This window comes from Bradyrhizobium sp. CCBAU 53351 (genome assembly GCF_015291745.1).
Lineage (GTDB): Bacteria > Pseudomonadota > Alphaproteobacteria > Rhizobiales > Xanthobacteraceae > Bradyrhizobium.
Window position 1 is genome coordinate 5,851,016 of sequence record NZ_CP030059.1, and the last position, 18,192, is coordinate 5,869,207.

Below are 18,192 nucleotides of genomic sequence, written 5' to 3' on the forward strand. Positions count from 1 at the left end.
GGCTACCTCATCTTCGCGTCAGCTATTTGGCATTCCCCGTGGTCTTCTTGGCCTGCTCGACGAACTTGTTGGTGAAGGTCTTGCCGACATCGATCTTGGCATTGGCGACCTCGGGCGAGCCGACGCTGAACACCGAGAGCACGGCGTCGGCGCCCTTCGGGTCCATCTTGCCGGTCTCCGAGTACATCGGGATCGTGTTCTTCAGCGCGGCGAGATAGAGGTCCTTGTTCTTGCCGACCGTCTCCTCCGGCATCTTCGCCATGATCTCCTCGGGGGAGTGCGAATGGATCCAGGCGAGCGTGGCGAGGATCGCGTCGGTGAGCGCCTGCGTCTCCTTCTCGTGCTTGGCAACCCAGGCCGCCGTCGAGTACAGCGCGCCGCCCGGATATTCGCCGCCGAAAGTCTCGAGCGTGTCCTTCTGCGTGCGGGTGTCGGAGAGGATGCGCAGATCCTTGTGGCTGCCCTGGAGGACGGTGACGGAGGGGTCGAGCATCACGGCCGCGTCGATCTGGCCCTGCTCCATCGCGGCGACCGCGGTGGCGCCGAGACCGACGCCGATCACGGCGGCGCTGGTGGGATCGACACCGTTCTTCTTGAGCATGTATTTCAGGAAGAAGTCGGTGGAGGAGCCGGGCGCGCTGACGCCGACCTTCTTGCCGGCGAGATCCTTGACCGACTTGATGTCGTTGGTGCGCGAGGGCGCGACTACCAGCACGAGGCCGGGATAGCGGTCATAGACCACGAAGGACTGCAGCTCCTGCTTCTTGGCGGCCAGATTGACGCAATGGTCGAAATAGCCGGAGACCACGTCGGCGCTGCCGCCGAGCACGGCCTTGAGCGCGTCCGAGCCGCCCTTGAGGTCCACGAGCTCGACATTGAGGCCGGCCTTCTCGTATTCGCCGAGCTGCTTGGCCAGCACCGTCGGCAGATAGCACAGGCAGGAGCCGCCGCCGACCGCGATGGTGACCTTGCTTTGCGCCGCGGCAAATCCGGTGGTGAGCGTCAGCGCGAGCAGCGCGCCGGCGAGCCTGGCAATCGTGTTCTTCATTGGTTTCCTCCGTTCGGCCGGCGGCACCATAGAGCAGCAGGACCGGCTTGAGAAGCGCGCCTTAAGGCTCTGGCCATCGGCCTTTCGGCGCAATAGCATGGACGCACAAGAACAATTCCTGATGGGGAGGATCATCCATGAATCGCTTCACTGCCGGGCTCGCGCTGGCCGCCGCCTTTGCCGCCGGATGCGGCGCGAACCAACTGCTCCGGCCGGCGCTGGCCGCGGAAAACATCACCGCGCAGATCATCCACACCGGCGAGACGGAAGGCGACGCGCTCGGCCCCGCCAACGCCGTCGGCTACCGCTCGAAAATGTTCGCGAGCGCCGACGGCGCCACGATCTCGATCCAGGTCGGCAACGTGCCCAAGCACATGCACCCCAACACCAACGAGATCCAGTACATCCTGGACGGGACCGGGACGATCTGGCTCGGCGACAAGGAAGTGACGGTCAAGCCGGGCGACCTCGTCATCATCCCGAAGGGCACGCCGCACGGCGGCACCAAGCCGATCTCGGGACAGGTCAAGGCGATCGCGATCAAGACGCCGCCGCAGGCGCCTGATGATACCAAGCTGCTGGATTGAGACCCCTCGATCGGCGCGGGGCGAATGCTCGGGCTCGCGCCGCTGCGCGGACCCGCTTGGTCAATTCCCGCGCTAGATCGGGCGCGCCTGCTTCCGAATCTCGTTCGCGATCGGCTTGAGAGTCTCCCCCGGAAGCTGGCCAACGAGCGTGTAACCCATGCCGCCATCCGCCCACACGAAGCCCGCGACATCGCCGGTCGATTGCGGCATCATCGGCGTGTCCAGGTTGCGGTTGCTCATCGGGCGCGTCAGTACAACGAGGCGATCCCCGCGATCGTCATCGTACATGAACATCGCGGCCGGGCCATGGGACGTCGCAACCAGGCGCCCCCCCATCAGCCTGTAGCCCGAGACAGAGAGGTCCGGCACCTTCACCGGCTGCTTCAGCCGAGTCGAGACCCATCGCGTGAGCTCCGCACTCTCGGAGGCGCGAATCTCGACCGGACGCACGCGGTCCGGTGCGTAGACGCCATAAGAATAGGCTGCTTCCCGCGCCAGCGCAGACAGTCCGTTGGAACCCTCCTGCAACACGCTGCGCATGGTCCACCCGCCGAGACCGCCGATACCGAGGAGCAACATCGCAGCGATCGCTCCCCACGTTCGCAGGGGACGCCGTCTTCGGCTCTCGATGATGCGCGACAAGTTCAATTCTGCCGGCAACGGCTCGTCGGCGATCGGCGCAAGCGCGCCGCGCAGCTGCTCGCGCTGGGTAGCGAAGGCGGCAACGCGCGCAGCAACATCCGGATGATCGTTCAGGTAGGATGCGACCTCCGCGCGACGCTCGGGCTCGAGCGCCTGGTCCACATAGGCGTGGAGGTCATCCTCGGTGATCGGCCGATGGTTCATTTCACGCTCCGCAAGGCCACGACATTTCCCGCCGCAGTGCCATCCATCTCCTGCTGCAGCCTCTCCCGCGCACGCGACAGGCGCGACATCACGGTCCCGATCGGGATGTTCAGCACCACTGCCGCATCCGCGTAGGAGAGATCCTCGACTGCGACCAGCAACAACACGGCCCGCTGCTCCTCCGGGAGTTTCGCAAGCTTGCCAAGGACGTCCTGATAGATCAGCCTGTGCTCTTGCTCCGCCGCGCTGACAAGTTCCCGCTCGCCCGCATCGTCGATCGGCATATGCCTGCCCCGCGCTGTCGCCTGGCGAAACTGAGTGACAGCCAGGTTGTGAAGGATGGTGAACAGCCAGGCGCGCACGCTGCCGTCGCGCCGCTGGTGCCAGCGGCTGACGGCGCGCTCCAGGCAATCCTGAACCAGATCGTCGGCCGCGGCGCGTTCGCGCGTGAGCGCGCGGGCATAGCGGCGGAGCGCAGGGATTAGCGGCTCGACTTGAACCAGCATGTCCTTCATCAAGCGCTCCGCCATCTCGCGATTGGCGTTCGAACCGGAATCATTGAGCCTCGATCTGGACCGCCTCGCCCGGCATCGCCGCGTCGCCGGACGCGATCACCAAATAGCGCTTTGCGGCCGCGGCAGACTGGTCGACGATCTGCCGGATCGGACCGGCCGCGTTGACGATAGCGGATCCCGCCGGATTGGTCATGAAGGCTGCCAGCGGCTGCAATGGGCCGCCCCCGTCACTACGCTCCGCAAGCGCCAACACATATTTCCGCTTGGGCTGAAGTCCCGTCACTGAAGCCTGCAGGATCTGGATCAGGCCTTGATCGAAGAGCGAGACCGTGGTCGGCGCCTTACCGTGCTTTGTGCCGCCTATCGACGCGAGCGCCAGATGAGCCACCTGGCCAGCCACGCCGAGCGCCTGCAGGTTCTGGCGGTCATCCGGGTCAGGCGCAGCATTCGGAACATAGGCGATCGCTTGCGGCGCCTGGCCGATCGGAACGTTCCCAACCACTTTGTTGGTCGCGGTGTCGATGGCCGCGAGCGCGTCGGCGTTCTCCAGCCCCACATAGATGCGCGTGCCGTCGCCGGACGGCCACACGCCGTGCGGCAGATTGCCGACCGGGATCGTGGCGACTTGCGAGAAGTCGTCGGTGCGGAACACCTTCAATTCGTTCAAGCCGCCGACGGTGACATAGGCGAACGTGCCTTTGGCGGTGTGCGCGAAGTTGACGTGATTGGTGATCGGCCCGGTGTCGATCGTCTTGATTGCATTGAACGGTGGCCTTGCGTTGAACACTTGTGTCCGGCCGACGTCCTTCAGCGTGAACCACACCTGATCTCCATCGGGCGTCGCCGCAATGTTCGGACAGAACGGACTTTCTTGCTTCACCGTAGCGATGATCTTGTGCTCGACGACTGAGACGACATCGGTCTCGGGATTGAAGGACGAGCAGATGTAGCCGTATTTGCCGTCAGGTGAGAATATCTGCATCCCCGGCCCGTTCGGCGTCGTGATGCGGGTCTTCTCCTTGAAGCTCGTTGGATCGATGACGGAGATGTAATTCTCGCCGCGGACGGTAACCCAGACCTCCTTGCCGTCGGGTGTAAAGAACGCCTCGTGTGGCGACCGCCCGACATAGGTCACGTGCTTGACCGCGTTGGTCGCAGTGTCGATGAAGCTCACTGAGTTCGAGCCGATCGACACTACGGCCAGCGTCTTGTGATCGGGCGAGAAACCCATGCCGTGCACGAGCACCTGCCCCTTGTAGAGCGGGCTGAAATTGCCGGGCTGCGGGTCACCAAGCCGGATTACGCCAAGCAGTTTGTTGTCGGCAGGGTCGGTGACCGAAACCGTGTTCGAGAACTGCTCAGCCGCGTAGACCCGATCGTGATGACTAATCGGAATGTCGGGGGAGGACAGCGCGCCAGGCGCCTGCCCCGCTCATGCGACGGAGCCGGTGGCGAGCATGGTGGCCGCCAGGAAAATGGTCCTCATCATATGGCTTCGAGACTTGGTCATCTGCCGCTCCTACTTCTTCATTCCAGTGGACATGTCCATCTGCATCACAGGATGATGATGATGAACAGTTGCGATGGGAACGGATTGCGGCTGGGTCGGAGCAGGCGTGGTGTCGGTCGCCGGCTCGCCGATGGCGAGCTTCATGGCAGCGATCTCCTGCATCTGGTCGACGATGATTTCCTGAGCGATGCGCCGAAGCTGCTCGTTCTTACCGTACCGCAGCTCGATCACGGCCATGTCGATGGCGCCCTGATGATGCGGGCTCATCATCGCGACAAAGTCGCGATCGATGTCGCCGGTCGGTTTGACCGCCATGTCGTTCATCATCCTGGCCATGGCGGCATCGTTCTCTTGCAGGAAGGCGCTCTCTTCCGTGCTCGGCGCAGCAGGCGGGTTCGGATGGGTCTCGTGCGCGAAGACGATTGGAGGAAGCGCGAAAGCGACGAGAATGCGCGCGGCAAGGAACGCTGTGCCGAGCCCGAGCCTCGGCCATCGACATCTGCCTGCACGCGCCGCTACCGCGGGGCGAAACTGTGAGGGGGGCATCCTGAACTCCCATGCAGGTGGTTGCATGGGGGTTTGACGCGTGGGCGCGCGTTCTATTCCGGCCGGTCGATCACATAAATGTCAGCCGTCGGGGGCGGCGGCCTAGCCGCGCCCGTCCACGGTCGGCCGCCACACCAGCAGGCGCCGCTCGACCAGCGTCACCCCGAAGTCGATCAGGATGACGAAGGCCGACAGCACGAACATGCCGGCGAACACGCCGGCGACGTCGAACACGCCTTCGGCCTGCTGGATGAGATAGCCAAGGCCCGCCGCCGATCCCAGATATTCGCCGACGACCGCGCCGACCACGGCGAAGCCAACCGAGGTGTGCAGCGAGGAGAACATCCAGGACAGCGCCGAGGGCCAATAGACGTGCTGCATCAACTGCCGCTCGCTCATGCCGAGCATGCGGCCGTTGTCGAGCACGGTGCGGCTGACCTCCTTGACGCCCTGATAGACGTTGAAGAACACGATGAAGAACACCAGCGTCACGCCGAGCGCGACCTTGGACCAGATGCCGAGGCCGAGCCACAGCGCGAAGATCGGCGCCAACACGACGCGCGGCAGCGCGTTGACCATCTTGACGTAGGGGTCGAACACCGCGGCCACCAGCGGCTGGCGCGCGAACCAGAAGCCGATCAATACGCCGCCAGCCGATCCGATCACGAAGGCGAGGATCGATTCCGTCAGCGTGATGGCGAGATGCTTCCAGATCACGCCGGAGGCGAACCACTTTACGATCTGGCTGAAGACGTCGAGCGGGTTGGAGAAGAAGAACGGCGGCAGCAGGACCTTGCCGAACACCGGGACGGTCGACAGCACCTGCCACAGCACGATGCAGACGACCGCGACCAGGACCTGCAGCGCGAACAGCGTCGGGCGCGACATCAGACCGCCTCCGCCGCTTGCGTGGATTGCGCGTAGCCCTTCATCACCTCGTCCTTGAGCACGCTCCAGATCTCGCGATGCAGCTCGTGGAACTCCTTGTCCAGCCGCACCTCGAAGATGTCGCGCGGGCGGGCCAAGCCGACGCGCCAGTCGCCGATGATGCGCGAGGACGGACCAGCCGACATGATCACGACGCGGTCGGCGAGCGCGATGGCTTCTTCCAGATCGTGGGTCACGAACAGCACCGCCTTGCGGTCGGCGTTCCACAGATCGAGCAGCAGATTTCCCATCACCTGGCGGGTCTGTGCATCGAGCGGCCCGAACGGCTCGTCCATCAAGAGGATCTTGGGATCGCGGATCAGCACCTGTGCGAGCGCCACGCGCTTGCGCTGGCCGCCAGAGAGCATGTGCGGATAGCGGCCCGCGAAGGCGCCAAGGCCGACGGAGGTCAGCCATTGCTGCGCACGCGGCAGCGCTTCGGCCCGTGGCGTGCCCTTGATCTCGAGCCCGATCGCGACATTGTCGAGCGCGGTCTTCCAGGGGAACAGCGCATCGGCCTGGAACAGGTAACCGGCATCCCGGTTCAGCCCCGCGAGCGGCTGGTCGAAAATCCTGACGCTGCCGGCGGCCGGCTTCAGCAGCCCGGCCGCGACGTTGAGCAGCGTGGATTTGCCGCAGCCCGTGGGGCCGACAATGGCCACGAACTCGCCCTGCGCCACCGTGAGATGGGCCTTTTCCACCGCCGTATAGACCCGCCCGTCCCCGAGCCGGAACGCGACCTTGGCATCTTCCAGCGCCACCGCCGTGGGCGTCGACATATGCTTCCTCCGGATTTCGCTTGATGCCTTAGCCGCTCGCGCGCGCAAGTTCAATCACGCCGCCAAGCGTGCTAGGCATGCCGTGCCCTCCAAGGGAGGGGAAGGAAGAATGAGCTGCGTCGAATGCCTTCCAAGCCGACCATCAGCTACGCCCACGTGACCAAGCGGTTCGGCCCGCTGAGGGCTGTCGACGACGTCTCGCTCGACGTCGCCGAGGGCGAATTTCTGGCCATCGTCGGCGGCTCGGGCTCCGGCAAGACGACGCTGCTGCGGCTCGCCAACCGGCTGATCGAGGCCGAGGGCGGCACCATCACGGTCGGCGGCGAGGACGTGCAAAACGTCGACCCGGTCGCGCTGCGGCGGCGGATCGGCTACGTCTTCCAGAGCGGCGGGCTGTTTCCGCATTTGAGCGTCGCCGACAATATCGGGATCACGCCAAAGCTGCTGGGCGAGCCGGCTTCGGCGGTCGCCGCGCGGGTCGACGAGCTGCTGGAGCTGGTGCAGCTCGAGCGCGATGCGCATCGCGACCGCCTGCCGGAGGCGCTCTCCGGCGGCCAGCGCCAGCGCGTCGGGGTCGCGCGGGCGCTTGCGGCGAGGCCCCGCATCATGCTGATGGACGAGCCGTTCGGCGCGCTCGATCCCCTCACCCGCGACGCGCTCGGCGACGATTATCGCTCGCTGCATCGCAAGCTCGGCCTGACCACGGTGATGATCACCCACGACATGACGGAGGCGATCCTGCTCGCCGACCGCATCGCGGTGATGCGAGAGGGGAAGCTGCTCGCCCAGGGCACTCCCGCCGAACTGTCGCGGAGCAGCGACGCTTACGTGCTGGAGCTGTTGCGCACGCCGCGCCGCCAGGTCGAGCGGCTGAACGCGCTGCTGCCGCAGGGCGGCGCGGCATGAGCTTGCTTGCCGATCCACGCTGGGGCGAGGCGCTGGGGCATCTGCCCGATTATCTCGGCAACCATGTGCGGGTCAGTCTCGCCGCGCTCGCTCTTGGACTCGCCGTCAGCCTGCCGCTGGCCATCCTGACGCGCAACCGCCCGGCGCCGCGCGCCATCCTGCTCGCAATCGCCAGCATCGTGCAGACCGTGCCGGGCCTGGCGCTGCTCGCGCTGTTCTATCCGCTGCTGCTGCTGGCGGCATCCGTGACGCTGGCCTGGTTCGGCGTGTCCTTTTCGGCGTTCGGCTTCCTACCCGCGATGCTGGCGCTGGCGCTCTATTCGATGCTCCCGGTGCTGCGCAACGGCATCACCGGGCTCAACGGCATCGATCCCGCGCTGATCGAGGCCGCCAAGGGCGTCGGCATGACCGCGCGGCAGTCGCTGATCATGGTCGAGCTGCCGCTGGCCCTGCCGGTGATGATGGCGGGCATCCGCACCGCCGCGGTGTGGGTGATCGGCACGGCGACGCTGTCGACGCCGATCGGGCAGACCAGTCTCGGTAATTACATCTTTGCGGGATTGCAGACCCAGAACTGGGTGCTCGTGCTGTTCGGCTGCTTTGCCTCCGCCCTGCTCGCGCTCGCCGTCGATCAGTTGCTCGGCCTGATCGAGGTCGGCCTGCGCCAGCGAAGCCGCGCTCGCACCGTGCTCGGCGCCTCCGGTATCGCGGCGCTGGTTGCGGCAACGCTGGTGCCGACCATGGGCCGCTCGCCGCAAGGCTACGTCGTCGGTGCAAAAACCTTCGCCGAGCAATATGTGCTGTCGGCGTTGATGCGGGATCGGCTGCAGGCGGCGGGCCTCTCGGCCACGGCGCGCTCGGGCCTCGGCTCCAGCGTGATCTTTGGGGCATTGAAGGCCGGCGACATCGATCTCTGTGTCGATTATTCCGGCACGCTGTGGGCCAACCAGCTGCATCGCACCGACATCAAGCCGCGCGCCGAGCTGATCGCGGAGCTGAAGACGGCGCTGGCAAAGGACAACATCACGCTGCTCGGCGAGCTCGGCTTCGAGAATGCCTATGCGCTGGTGATGCCGAAGAAGCGCGCCGAGGCGCTCGGCGTCCGCACCGTCGCCGATCTCGCGGCCCATGCGCCGACGCTGTCGATCGCCGGCGATTACGAATTCTTCTCGCGCCCCGAATGGGCGGCACTGCAGAAAGCCTATGGCCTTTCGTTCCGCGCCCAGCGCCAGATGCAGCCGGACTTCATGTATGCGGCGGTGGCCAGCGGCGAGGTCGACGTCATCGCCGGCTACACCAGCGACGGCCTGATCGCGAAATACGACCTCGTCGCGCTCGACGACCCCAAGCGCGCGATCCCGCCCTACGATGCGATCCTGCTGCTCGCGCCGAAGCGCGCGGGGGATGAGCGGCTCAAGGCGGCGCTGCAACCGCTGCTCGGCAAGATCGATATCGCCACCATGCGCGAAGCAAACCTGCGCGCCAGCGGCAACGACGCGAACTCGTCGCCGGATGCGGTGGCGAAGTGGTTGTGGGAGAAAGTAGGCCGGCGATAGGGTGGGGGTTTGTAGGGCGGGCAAAGGCGCGTAAGCACCGTGCCCGCGTCTTTGGATAACGCGCGACAGGTAGTGGGCACGCTTCCGCTTTGCCCACCCTACGCACGTAGCTATCGGCGCTACAGCCCCCGGATCATTCCCGCGTCGATCAAGAGGCGGTTCAGCCGCCGCGCTTCGGCGCCGTCCCTGCAGGCGTAGAAGACGCCCTTGCAGCGGAGCATGATCTCCTTCTGCTCGGCAAAGGACGGGTCGAGCGGGATGCCCGCGGCCTCCTGGATGACCAGCGGCAGATAGGGGCCGTCGATCGTGTCCATCACGGCATCACTTTTCACCGGCTCGAAATTGACGGCATCGATCGCGTAATAGGTCGCATAGAGGCGCGGATCGTAGGCGTCGAGCCTCTTGCCGATGGCGCCCTCGTCGAGCCCGGGCTCGAGGATCCCGGGCGCGAACTCCGGCTGATGATCGCCGTATCGCACGATCAGGAAGGGCTCGCCGGGGAATGTCTTCTTCAGCCCCGCGACGAACGCCTTGTGCTGCTCGGCGCTCATCGCCTGCCGGCGCAGATATTCGTCAATGGACGCTACGTTGCCCGGCGCGCGCCAGTTCGGCAGCAGGTCGGGACGGAAGCGCGTCTCCCAGGGGAAATGATTGGCGCCGAGATAGATGAAGGTGAACAGCGGCTTGTTCGGCGGCTGCTGGCCCATCAGCTGGAGCGCCTTGCCGTAGAAGAAGCTGTCGGGCTCGACATCCTTGGCGCCGAGATCCTTGGAGTCGAGGAAGCGTTCGACGCCGGTCGTCATCTGGAAACTGCGCGCCGCCATGAAGCCGCCATAGGCAGGATAGAGCGACATCGTGTCGTAGCCGCAGCGGCGCAGCGCCAGCGGCAGGCCGCGCTCGACGCGGTTTGAAGCGATGCGTGTCACGAAATAAGCGAAGCGGCCGAACGAACGCGAGGAGAGTCCCGCGAGCACGTTGTATTCGGTGAACCAGCTCGGCCCGCCATTGCTTTCGGCGAGGAACGTGCGCTGCTTGCCGTCCCAGGATTTGAAGTGGCTGCCATAGCCCTGCGGCACCTTGATGCCGGCGGCGGCGCGGATGTCGAAGCTCGATTCATCATGGATCATGATGATGTTCGGCCGGCGGCCCGCGGGATGGCAGGAATCGACCAGCGGCATGTTGAGCCGCTCATTGCTCGCGGCGGCCGATTCCATGAAGCCGTATTGCACGAAATCGGAGACCGAGCTGACGCCGGAGCGGAAGAACTTCGACAGATAGCCGTCGTCGTAATAGCCGCGCCAGGCCTCGTCAGGATGATAGAGCGAATAACCGACCAGTGCGGCGAGACAGGCCAGCTTGCAGGCGAGCGCGGGCAGGCGGCGGATGCGGAACGGATCGAGCCACCACAGCGCATACATCAGCGGCAGCGTGACGAAGCCGGCCAGGATCACCGACCAGCGCAAATTCGGGAAGATCGTGAACAGGAAGGCGACGGTGTCGCGGTCGATCATCATCAGGTCGATGAAGTTGACCGTCATCTGCACGACGTCGTGCTTCAGCCGCGACAGCAGCACCAGCACGACCACCATGGTCAGCGACAGCGCGCCCGAGAGCGCCGGCCGGCGCAGCAATGCGATCCAGAAGAAGTTGAGGATGCCCCAGGCCAGCGCGAAGGAGAGGCGCGAGCCGAAATCGGTCTCGGTCTGGTACATCAGCGCGAGCGCGGCCAGATGCGGCGCGGCAACGGCGAGCAGCCGCCAGATGCCGAGCGCGGCGACGCTCGCCAGCACGGCGGTGGTGGCAGAAGGACCTGGATTGGGCGCGGACGCCATCGAGGACACGCAAACTCTGGTCCGGTGCGGTGATGCCAAGCCGTCTGGCCGGCCCGAAACGACCAGGGCCTCCGGCGCAGCCGGAAGCCTGCACCATGTCATAAAACTGTAACGGAACGGTCAAGGACAGGCAACGCGTGTCGTGATCCGACCGGCGCTTAATCCTGGTGGGCGACGAGGCGTCAGCGCTGCCCGACCCGCATGGTGAGGAGAGACCGGCGGCGGTTGCCCGCGGCGTCAGGATTTCGCGATGCCGGCGATGAACAGATCCAGCACGCCCTCCGCCATCCGCTCGATCTCACCGGCCTCGACGCCCCAGCGCGGAAAGTGGCCGTCGAGATTCATCCTGGCAAAACCGTAAACCAGGGCGCGGCCGGCGACCTGAATGCGCTTGAGGTCCGCCGAGCGCAGCAGGCCCTGCTCCGCCGCGTCAGCCAGGATCCCCTCGGTCAGCGCGATCAGCTCGGCATTGTCACGCGTCAGTTCCGCGGAGCTGCCATGGACGAAGTAACGTCCAGTGGAGATGATCTCGAAATGGGCGGGATTGCGCATGGCCCAGTGCAGGTAGGCAAGGCCGAAGGCGTGGAAACGGGCGAGCGGCGCGGCCGCCGGGGCCGCGCTCAGGGCCGCGTCGATCTCCGCACGAAAACGCCGCTGCGCCTCCTCGGCCACGGCCGCCATCAGGGCGTCGCGATTCGGAAAGTGCCGGAACGGCGCACCCGGCGACACCGCGGCCCGGCGGGCGGCCTCGCGGACCGAGACCTCCGCTCCTTCGGCCGCAAGCTGCAGCGCAGCATCAATCAGGACGCGGCGGAGGTCGCCATGGTGATACGGCCGGGCCTGGCCTCTGGGGCGGCGGGCAGGCGGCTTGGACGGTTGACGGGCGGGCATGGGCACTTCCTAGCATCACCCGAACGTGAATGTAAGCAGCGATTACACCGTTGACCAATGCGCAGCATCGAAATGTAATCAGTGATTACATAACGGAGGGATGTCACATGTCGCAACGTCAAGATTGGCTCGAAGGCTGGCGGCTGCTGGCCGCCCTCGCCCTCAGCCTGGTGGTCCTCAGCGTGTGGATCGCCTCGATGCGGCAGTTCGAGGTCGAGGGCGTGCGGATGGTGATCCGTTTCACGGCGCGCAGCTCGCTGCTGCTGTTCTGCCTCGCCTTCAGCGCCGCAGCGCTGGCGCGGCTGTGGCCCAATGGCTGGACGCGCTGGCAGCGCCGCAACCGCCGCTATCTCGGCCTGAGCTTTGCCGCTTCCCACGCGATCCATGCGGCCGCTATCATCCTCTTCGCCAACCTGGACCCGGTCGACTTCGCGGCGGCCACCTCGCCCGTCTCCTACATCTTTGGCGGCATCGGCTATGCCGTGATCATTGCCATGAGCGCGACCTCATTCGACCGCACCGCCGCGCTGATCGGGCCGCGCGCCTGGCGGACACTGCATCTTGCCGGCGGTTATTATCTCTGGCTCCAGTTCATGGTCTCGTTCGGCAAGCGCGTGCCGGCGATGCCGCTCTATGCCGCATTCCTCATTCCGCTCCTGATCGTGATGGCGCTGCGCATGATCGCGATGGCCGGCCATCCGCGCGGGAAGACCGTCGCGGCGGGCTGAAGCGCCCATCTTACTGCGGCAGGAATCCGAGCCGCTTGGCGATGATGCGATCGAGCGTCCGCTTCGGCAGCACGCTCGCGATCAGATGCCGCATCGGGTCAGGGGTGATCTGATAGCGCACCTTCGGGCTCGCCGCGGTGAGCGCCTCGAACACGATCTCGGCGATCCGCTCGGCCGGCAGGCCCTTGGCGCCAAGGTCCATCATGAAGGCCATGACCTTGTTCAGCGCCGGCAGATAGGGCGAGTTCTGGTAGACGGAGAGATCGATCTCCTCGGCCTTGCTCCAGATCGGCGTCTTCACCGCGCCAGGGGCGACGATGATGACGTCGATGCCGAACAGCATCAATTCGCGGCGCAGACTTTCGGAAAGGCCTTCGATGGCATGCTTGGAGGTGCAATAAGGCGCCGACAGCGGATTGCCGTTCTTGCCCGCGACCGAGCTGATCATCACGATCCGCCCTTTCGGCCCCTTCAGCGAGGGGTCGGCGCCGAGCAGCGGCCCGAACGCCTGCGTCGCGATGACGGGACCGATCACGTTGATGTCCATCTGGCGGCGAAAATCGTCGGCCGACAATTCGAGCACGGGGCCGGCGACCGCGACACCGGCATTGTTGACCAGGCCAGCCAACGTCTCGCCGCCCAGCGCCTCGCGGACCGTCCGCGCGGCAGCAAGGACGGCGGCTTCGTCGGTGACGTCGAACAACAGAGGTGAGAAATTGGTGCCGAACTCGGCCGTCAGCCGATCGGCATCGACCTGCTTGCGGACGCTGCCGAAGACGCGATAGCCGCGCCCGATCAGGAATTTTGCAGTAGCCCAGCCGATGCCGGTGGACGCGCCGGTGACGACGACAGATCGCATGGTCCCCTCCCTCAGGTTCCCGCGATCATGTAGGAGGAAGGCGCCGGTGCGCAATGCCTGTCCGCGCTTCCGCGCGGACCTAGGAAAGGCCTTGCTTGGCCCGCTCGCGAAGCCGGTAGAACTGGAGCGCGGCCTTCGCGGTGCTCGGCTTCAGCCGCACGAAGCTCGCAAAGCACGCATCCGACCGCTCGCGCGTGACGTCATCGGGGCCGCCCTGAAATCTCAGCATCGCCTTGGTGGTTTCCCAGGATAGCCCAACGGCTCGCGCGAGAATGAGAAGCTGTTCAGGCTCGCCGCCGGCCAGCGCACGCTCGATCACCCCGATGGGCAGATCACACATCAGCGACAGCGCGACCGCGGTTCTGTCGAAGGAGCGTTCCTCGACGAAACCCAGCAAGCGCGCCTCGTCGAGCATTCCCCGCGAATGCATCGCGCGAACATCGGCCAGCGCCTCGGCATGCTCGCCGGACCCCGCCCGCGCCGTCGTCTGAAGCTCATCGGAGGCCTGCAAGACTGCGCCACGGATCTGCGCAGCCCGGCGAGGATCGGCCGTCTCGAGCTTGCGCCTCACCAGCTCGGAGGCCTGTCCGAACAATTTCAGCAGGGTCTCGCGCGGGATATCCGGACGAGACCAGATGCACATCGCGAGCGCGCCGTCGTCCCGCGCCCTCCTGACGAGCGTGGACATTCCCTCGGTCGAGAATCTTGCGCCGCTGTTGCCGGCGGTCCGCGCGGCGACCTCGTCGTTGCCCCGTTCGAGCAGAACGTCGGTCACGGGCTCGCTCAACCGGCTGCGTCCGGCGATGGCCAGCAGGTGATCCTGGCTTTTGGTCCGTGCGTTCTCCGCCAAGACCGCCTCGTCGAGGCGCGGCGAGTGCTCCAGGACCGCCGCGGCGACGTCGATGGCGTCGTCGAACGCGAGCAGGCGGATCGTCCTGCTGGGGGCATCGGGCAGCCTGGCCAGCCTGCTCCCGAAGGCGGCGCGAGCGGAGCTCTCGATCGTCTCGACGAGCTTGCTCATGACCTCGTCGAACAGGTCGATCTGCTCGCCCGTGAACTTGCCCGAGCCGAACACGAAGAGGTCGGTGACGTGTCGCAGGACTTCGGCGCGCTTGGACAGCTCCTTGCTGGCCAGAGCGCCTTCGAGCTGATCGATCAGACTGTCCTGCATGTCCGCCTGCCTTCATCCCGAATGCTTCGAGGCCGCCTGTTCAGGCGACGTGCCGCTTCGCTGGAATCGTCATGTCGAAATCGACGTCGGAACAGGGCACGGGACGCCCGAACAGATAGCCCTGAACGAAATCCACGCCCGTCGCGAGCAGGCTTTCGAACTGCTCCCAGCTCTCGACCCCCTTGGCGACCGTTGCGATGTCGAGACCGTCGGCCAGGGCGATCGCTGAGGCGACCGCGGCCGCACAATCCCTTCGGGTTGTGCATCCGTGCACGATCGACCGATCGATCTTGATCTTGTCGAACGGAAATCCCTGAAGAAAGCTGGCCGCCGAATACCCCATGCCGCAATCGTCAAGCACGATCGAGACCCCGAGATTCTTCAACTGCCGCATCGTGAGGAGCTGTGCCGCCGGATTCCCGCCGAGCACCGCGCCCGAGGGGACCTCGAGCTCGAGCCGCTCGGGCGACAGCCCGGTCTCGACCAGGGCGCACAGCACCACGTCGAAAAAGTCGCCCTTGAGCAACTGAGCGGCGCTGACGTTGACGGCGATCCTGACATGCGACGGCCAGGCGGCGGCATCCAGACACGCCTGCCGCAGAATCCATTCTCCAAGAGGCAACACCAGCCCCGCCGACGCGGCCGTCCCGAGGAACTGTTCGGGCGCCAGCACGCCCTTCGACGGATGATGCCAGCGCACGAAGGCTTCCACTCCGCTCATCGCGCGGGTCCTCGCATCGACCACCGGCTGATAGTGCAACTCGAATTCGTCGCGCGCCATCGCCTCGCGCAGCTCGGCTTCCATCGACTTCTTCGTATCGGCGGATTCGGTCATGTCGCTCTGGAAGATGCGGTAGTCGTTGCGACCGGCCGACTTGGTCGCGTAGAGCGCGACGTCGGCCTTCTTGAGCAGGGCTTCGGCATCCGAGCCATGCTCCGGCGCGAACGCAATTCCGACGCTGGTCCCGACGCTGACCCTGTTACCGCCGAGATCGAAGGGCTGCTCGATCAGGCCGATGATCCGTAGCGCGAGGCCAATCGCACCTTCGCTCTGGTTTTTCTCGTTCTCCTGGATGATTGCGAATTCGTCCCCGCCAAGGCGCGCCAGCACGTCGGTATCCCGAAGCGACGACTGCAATCGCTTTGCCACTTCGACCAGAAGCTGGTCGCCCGCGGCGTGACCGAGCGTATCGTTGACGGCCTTGAACCTGTCGAGGTCGAGCATCAGGACGGTGAATGTCGAGCCGTGCCGCTCGAGCCTCCGCGCCGCCTCGTCGAGCTTCTCGGAGAACACGGCGCGGTTCGCCAGTCCCGTAAGCAGGTCGTGCTGCGCCAGGAATGCGATCCGCTTCTCGTTTTTCGCGCGGTCCGTGATGTCCTCGTGGGTCGTGAGCCAGCCGCCGCCGGGCATCATGTGCCGCGCGATCGCGACCACCCGTCCGTCGGTGAGCTCGCGAATTTCGCTCGGCAGCTTCACGTTCTGCTTGCGATAGACATCCGGTGCGACGTCGGCGAAATGGGTGCCCTGCTCGCGGCGATAGTCGAGGATCTGCGCCAGCGAGGTGCCCGGCCTGATCTGGTCGCTGCCGAGATGATAGATCTCCCCGTAGCGGGCGTTCGAGACCACGATCCTCTGATCGGCGTCGAACAGGCAAAGCCCCTGGGACATGTTGTTGAGGGCGGCATCGAAGCGGAGGTTGATGACCTCCAGTTCGGCGGCCTTCTCGGCCAGCATTTGCTCGCCGCGCCTCTGCTCGGTGACGTCCTCATGCGTCGCGACCCAACCGCCGTCCGGCAGCGGCTTGCGCTGGATCAGGATCTGGCGACTGTTTTTCAGTTGATAGTCCTGCTGGCGCTGGTTCGGCATCCTCTGGAGGTGCTGATTCACCGTCAGGTTCTGGTCGGCTTCGCCGCGATCCGCATAGTGCTGCAATATCCGTTGCAGTGGCGTGCCGGGCCTGACGAGTTCGTCAGGCAGATCATACATCTGCTGATATCGGCCGTTCGATATCACGAGATTCTTGTCCGCATCGAACAGGCACAGACCCTGCGACATGTTGCTGATGGCGACGTCGAAGCGCGTATTGATGAGCTTCAGCTCGGCGGCGTGTTCGGCCAGCAGCGTCTCGTCCCGCCGCTTCTCGGTGATGTCCTGATGCGTCGCGACCCAGCCGCCGTTCTGCATCGGCGTACGCAGGATCGAGATGATGCGACCATCGGCGAGCGTGATGATCCGGGGCGCTCGCTGCTTTGCACCCTCCAGGAATTCATCGAGATCCAGAACGCCTTCTGCCGTGTTGTAGTCGCGGACGATGTTGCGGAGCGGGGTGCCTCGCTGCACCTGCGCTTCCGTGAGCCCATACATCTCGCGGTAGCGGCTGTTGGCGATCAGGAGCTTCTCGTCCGCGTCGAACATGCTGAGCCCATGGGGCATGTTGCTCAACGCGGCGTTGAAACGCGTATTCGTCTCCGCAAGCGCGGAGGTCTGTCGTTGCAGCAGCGATGTGCCAACCAGGATGACGACGACGATCGCGGCGGCCAGCGGGCCGAACAGGTAGAGATGCCGGTACCATGGCTGCAACACGTGGCTGCGGGCGTAGGTCACGACCATGACGAGCGGCAGGCCACTGACTGCCTTGTAACCGGCGACGCGGGCGATGCCGTCGACCGGGCTCGTCAATTCATAGGAGCCAGCGTCCGACTCTGGCAGATACCGGGTAAACAGCGGGCCGCCCGCAACCGACATACCGAGGACGTCCTTCTGCTCCGGCACCCGCGCCAGAATTCGCCCATTGCGGTGGAGCAGAACGACGGAGCCGTCACCGCCGAGATCGAGCGTGCGATAGATTTTCAGAAGGTACGATTGATCCAGCGGTGCGGTCACGATTCCCGCAAAGCTTCCGTCGGGATTGTTGAGCCGGCGCGAGGCCGCGCTGAACCATTTGTTGTTGACGGCAGAACGATAGGGAGGCGCAACAAACAGCCCGCTGGCAACGTTGTCGCGGTGAGCGATGAAGTGCGACATCTCGGAAATGTTGCTGCGGGCCGGCGCGTGATCGTAGGAATGCGCGATGACCTCTCCCGAAGCATCCGTCCAGCCGACCGCGACGAGAATGGAAGAGCGCCTGGCAAGTTGACGCAACGCCGCGTTGGCCGCACCCGGCCCGGCATATTTTCCGGAGAGACTTTCCTTGCGGATCGCCTCGGCCTCCAGCAGCACGCGATCGATGTCTTCAAAGGTCAGAGCGGCGTGCTCGGCCAAAATGGCGGCGAGGTTGGCCGCGTCGGTTTGTGCCGATGCGATGGCTTCCCGATAGCGGGTACCGAAATCAACGAGCAGCAACGCAACGATGAGTGCCGAAAACAGCAGACCCAGGATCGTCACGGACGATCCCGGCGATCGAGCCAATTTTCGCCAAGCTTCGAGCATTGCTCATTTTCGTTGGAGCGGACGGTCCACCGTCGCTCCGCAATGCTAAGATTCCGTTGAT

The 18,192-nt window shown here is 65.2% G+C and carries 15 protein-coding genes and 1 pseudogene; 4 read left to right on the forward strand and 12 right to left on the reverse strand.

The features are described 5' to 3' along the window. Positions 1-22: 22 nt before the first annotated feature. Positions 23-1,048, reverse strand: a complete 1,026-nt coding sequence (locus tag XH83_RS27810) for an ABC transporter substrate-binding protein (protein WP_194403828.1) — start codon at positions 1,046-1,048, stop codon at positions 23-25. 137 nt (positions 1,049-1,185) lie between these two features. Between XH83_RS27810 and XH83_RS27815 the strand changes: the two genes are divergently transcribed. Then, positions 1,186-1,635 (forward strand): cupin domain-containing protein, encoded by a 450-nt coding sequence (locus tag XH83_RS27815; RefSeq protein WP_194403829.1) that lies wholly within the window; start codon positions 1,186-1,188, stop codon positions 1,633-1,635. Between the two features lie 72 nt (positions 1,636-1,707). Here XH83_RS27815 and XH83_RS27820 read toward each other — a convergent pair whose 3' ends face one another. The 6 genes and pseudogenes from XH83_RS27820 to XH83_RS27845 form a co-directional block, all read right to left on the reverse strand. Beyond that, entirely contained in the window at positions 1,708-2,481 is a 774-nt protein-coding gene (locus XH83_RS27820) for an anti-sigma factor (RefSeq protein WP_194403830.1), read from the reverse strand. Continuing rightward, entirely contained in the window at positions 2,478-2,996 is a 519-nt protein-coding gene (locus tag XH83_RS27825) for a sigma-70 family RNA polymerase sigma factor (protein ID WP_194403831.1), read from the reverse strand. Before XH83_RS27825 ends, XH83_RS27820 begins: the two co-directional genes overlap by 4 nt. A gap of 40 nt (positions 2,997-3,036) precedes the next feature. Then, positions 3,037-4,506, reverse strand: a pseudogene (locus XH83_RS27830) (YncE family protein). A 9-nt stretch (positions 4,507-4,515) separates the two neighbouring features. Next, positions 4,516-5,052 (reverse strand): DUF305 domain-containing protein, encoded by a 537-nt coding sequence (locus tag XH83_RS27835; RefSeq protein ID WP_194403832.1) that lies wholly within the window; start codon positions 5,050-5,052, stop codon positions 4,516-4,518. Positions 5,053-5,154: 102 nt separating this feature from the next. Then, positions 5,155-5,940 (reverse strand): ABC transporter permease, encoded by a 786-nt coding sequence (locus XH83_RS27840; RefSeq protein ID WP_194403833.1) that lies wholly within the window; start codon positions 5,938-5,940, stop codon positions 5,155-5,157. Continuing rightward, positions 5,940-6,758: an ABC transporter ATP-binding protein gene (locus XH83_RS27845; protein ID WP_194403834.1), complete on the reverse strand. Its 819-nt coding sequence runs from the start codon at positions 6,756-6,758 to the stop codon at positions 5,940-5,942. The genes XH83_RS27840 and XH83_RS27845 overlap by 1 nt, the downstream gene beginning before the upstream one ends. A gap of 123 nt (positions 6,759-6,881) precedes the next feature. On the opposite strand from XH83_RS27845, the gene XH83_RS27850 reads away from it, so the two are divergent. Together XH83_RS27850 and XH83_RS27855 are read left to right on the forward strand one after the other, a co-directional pair. Further along, positions 6,882-7,664, forward strand: a complete 783-nt coding sequence (locus tag XH83_RS27850; protein WP_194403835.1) for an ABC transporter ATP-binding protein — start codon at positions 6,882-6,884, stop codon at positions 7,662-7,664. Next, on the forward strand, positions 7,661-9,220 hold the full coding sequence (locus XH83_RS27855) for a glycine betaine ABC transporter substrate-binding protein (protein ID WP_194403836.1): 1,560 nt from the start codon (positions 7,661-7,663) through the stop codon (positions 9,218-9,220). Before XH83_RS27850 ends, XH83_RS27855 begins: the two co-directional genes overlap by 4 nt. A gap of 119 nt (positions 9,221-9,339) precedes the next feature. Here the strand turns inward: XH83_RS27855 and XH83_RS27860 are convergent, their stop codons facing one another. Together XH83_RS27860 and XH83_RS27865 are read right to left on the reverse strand one after the other, a co-directional pair. Next, the gene (locus tag XH83_RS27860) at positions 9,340-11,052 is read right to left on the reverse strand and encodes a sulfatase-like hydrolase/transferase (RefSeq protein ID WP_194403837.1); all 1,713 of its coding nucleotides are present in this window, start codon (positions 11,050-11,052) and stop codon (positions 9,340-9,342) included. 237 nt (positions 11,053-11,289) lie between these two features. After that, positions 11,290-11,943, reverse strand: a complete 654-nt coding sequence (locus XH83_RS27865; RefSeq protein WP_246776338.1) for a TetR/AcrR family transcriptional regulator — start codon at positions 11,941-11,943, stop codon at positions 11,290-11,292. 107 nt (positions 11,944-12,050) lie between these two features. Between XH83_RS27865 and XH83_RS27870 the strand changes: the two genes are divergently transcribed. Continuing rightward, positions 12,051-12,671 carry a hypothetical protein gene (locus XH83_RS27870; RefSeq protein WP_194403838.1) on the forward strand — a complete coding sequence of 207 codons (621 nt, stop codon included), beginning with the start codon at positions 12,051-12,053 and terminating at the stop codon, positions 12,669-12,671. 10 nt (positions 12,672-12,681) lie between these two features. On the opposite strand, the gene XH83_RS27875 is transcribed toward XH83_RS27870, so the two are convergent. From XH83_RS27875 to XH83_RS27885, 3 genes are all read right to left on the reverse strand, one after another. Further along, positions 12,682-13,530 (reverse strand): SDR family oxidoreductase, encoded by an 849-nt coding sequence (locus XH83_RS27875; RefSeq protein WP_194403839.1) that lies wholly within the window; start codon positions 13,528-13,530, stop codon positions 12,682-12,684. 79 nt (positions 13,531-13,609) lie between these two features. Next, positions 13,610-14,701 carry a DUF2336 domain-containing protein gene (locus XH83_RS27880; protein WP_194403840.1) on the reverse strand — a complete coding sequence of 364 codons (1,092 nt, stop codon included), beginning with the start codon at positions 14,699-14,701 and terminating at the stop codon, positions 13,610-13,612. Positions 14,702-14,741: 40 nt separating this feature from the next. Continuing rightward, entirely contained in the window at positions 14,742-18,086 is a 3,345-nt protein-coding gene (locus tag XH83_RS27885; protein ID WP_246776339.1) for a PAS-domain containing protein, read from the reverse strand. Positions 18,087-18,192: the final 106 nt, after the last annotated feature.

What these genes read in the sequence shown, in the direction of transcription:
- XH83_RS27810 (WP_194403828.1), bottom strand. Translation starts at nt 1,048, where the DNA reads ATGAAGAACACGATTGCCAGGCTCGCCGGCGCGCTGCTCGCGCTGACG.
- XH83_RS27815 (WP_194403829.1), top strand. Translation starts at nt 1,186, where the DNA reads ATGAATCGCTTCACTGCCGGGCTCGCGCTGGCCGCCGCCTTTGCCGCC.
- XH83_RS27820 (WP_194403830.1), bottom strand. Translation starts at nt 2,481, where the DNA reads ATGAACCATCGGCCGATCACCGAGGATGACCTCCACGCCTATGTGGAC.
- XH83_RS27825 (WP_194403831.1), bottom strand. Translation starts at nt 2,996, where the DNA reads ATGAAGGACATGCTGGTTCAAGTCGAGCCGCTAATCCCTGCGCTCCGC.
- XH83_RS27835 (WP_194403832.1), bottom strand. Translation starts at nt 5,052, where the DNA reads ATGCCCCCCTCACAGTTTCGCCCCGCGGTAGCGGCGCGTGCAGGCAGA.
- XH83_RS27840 (WP_194403833.1), bottom strand. Translation starts at nt 5,940, where the DNA reads ATGTCGCGCCCGACGCTGTTCGCGCTGCAGGTCCTGGTCGCGGTCGTC.
- XH83_RS27845 (WP_194403834.1), bottom strand. Translation starts at nt 6,758, where the DNA reads ATGTCGACGCCCACGGCGGTGGCGCTGGAAGATGCCAAGGTCGCGTTC.
- XH83_RS27850 (WP_194403835.1), top strand. Translation starts at nt 6,882, where the DNA reads ATGCCTTCCAAGCCGACCATCAGCTACGCCCACGTGACCAAGCGGTTC.
- XH83_RS27855 (WP_194403836.1), top strand. Translation starts at nt 7,661, where the DNA reads ATGAGCTTGCTTGCCGATCCACGCTGGGGCGAGGCGCTGGGGCATCTG.
- XH83_RS27860 (WP_194403837.1), bottom strand. Translation starts at nt 11,052, where the DNA reads ATGGCGTCCGCGCCCAATCCAGGTCCTTCTGCCACCACCGCCGTGCTG.
- XH83_RS27865 (WP_246776338.1), bottom strand. Translation starts at nt 11,943, where the DNA reads ATGCCCGCCCGTCAACCGTCCAAGCCGCCTGCCCGCCGCCCCAGAGGC.
- XH83_RS27870 (WP_194403838.1), top strand. Translation starts at nt 12,051, where the DNA reads ATGTCGCAACGTCAAGATTGGCTCGAAGGCTGGCGGCTGCTGGCCGCC.
- XH83_RS27875 (WP_194403839.1), bottom strand. Translation starts at nt 13,530, where the DNA reads ATGCGATCTGTCGTCGTCACCGGCGCGTCCACCGGCATCGGCTGGGCT.
- XH83_RS27880 (WP_194403840.1), bottom strand. Translation starts at nt 14,701, where the DNA reads ATGCAGGACAGTCTGATCGATCAGCTCGAAGGCGCTCTGGCCAGCAAG.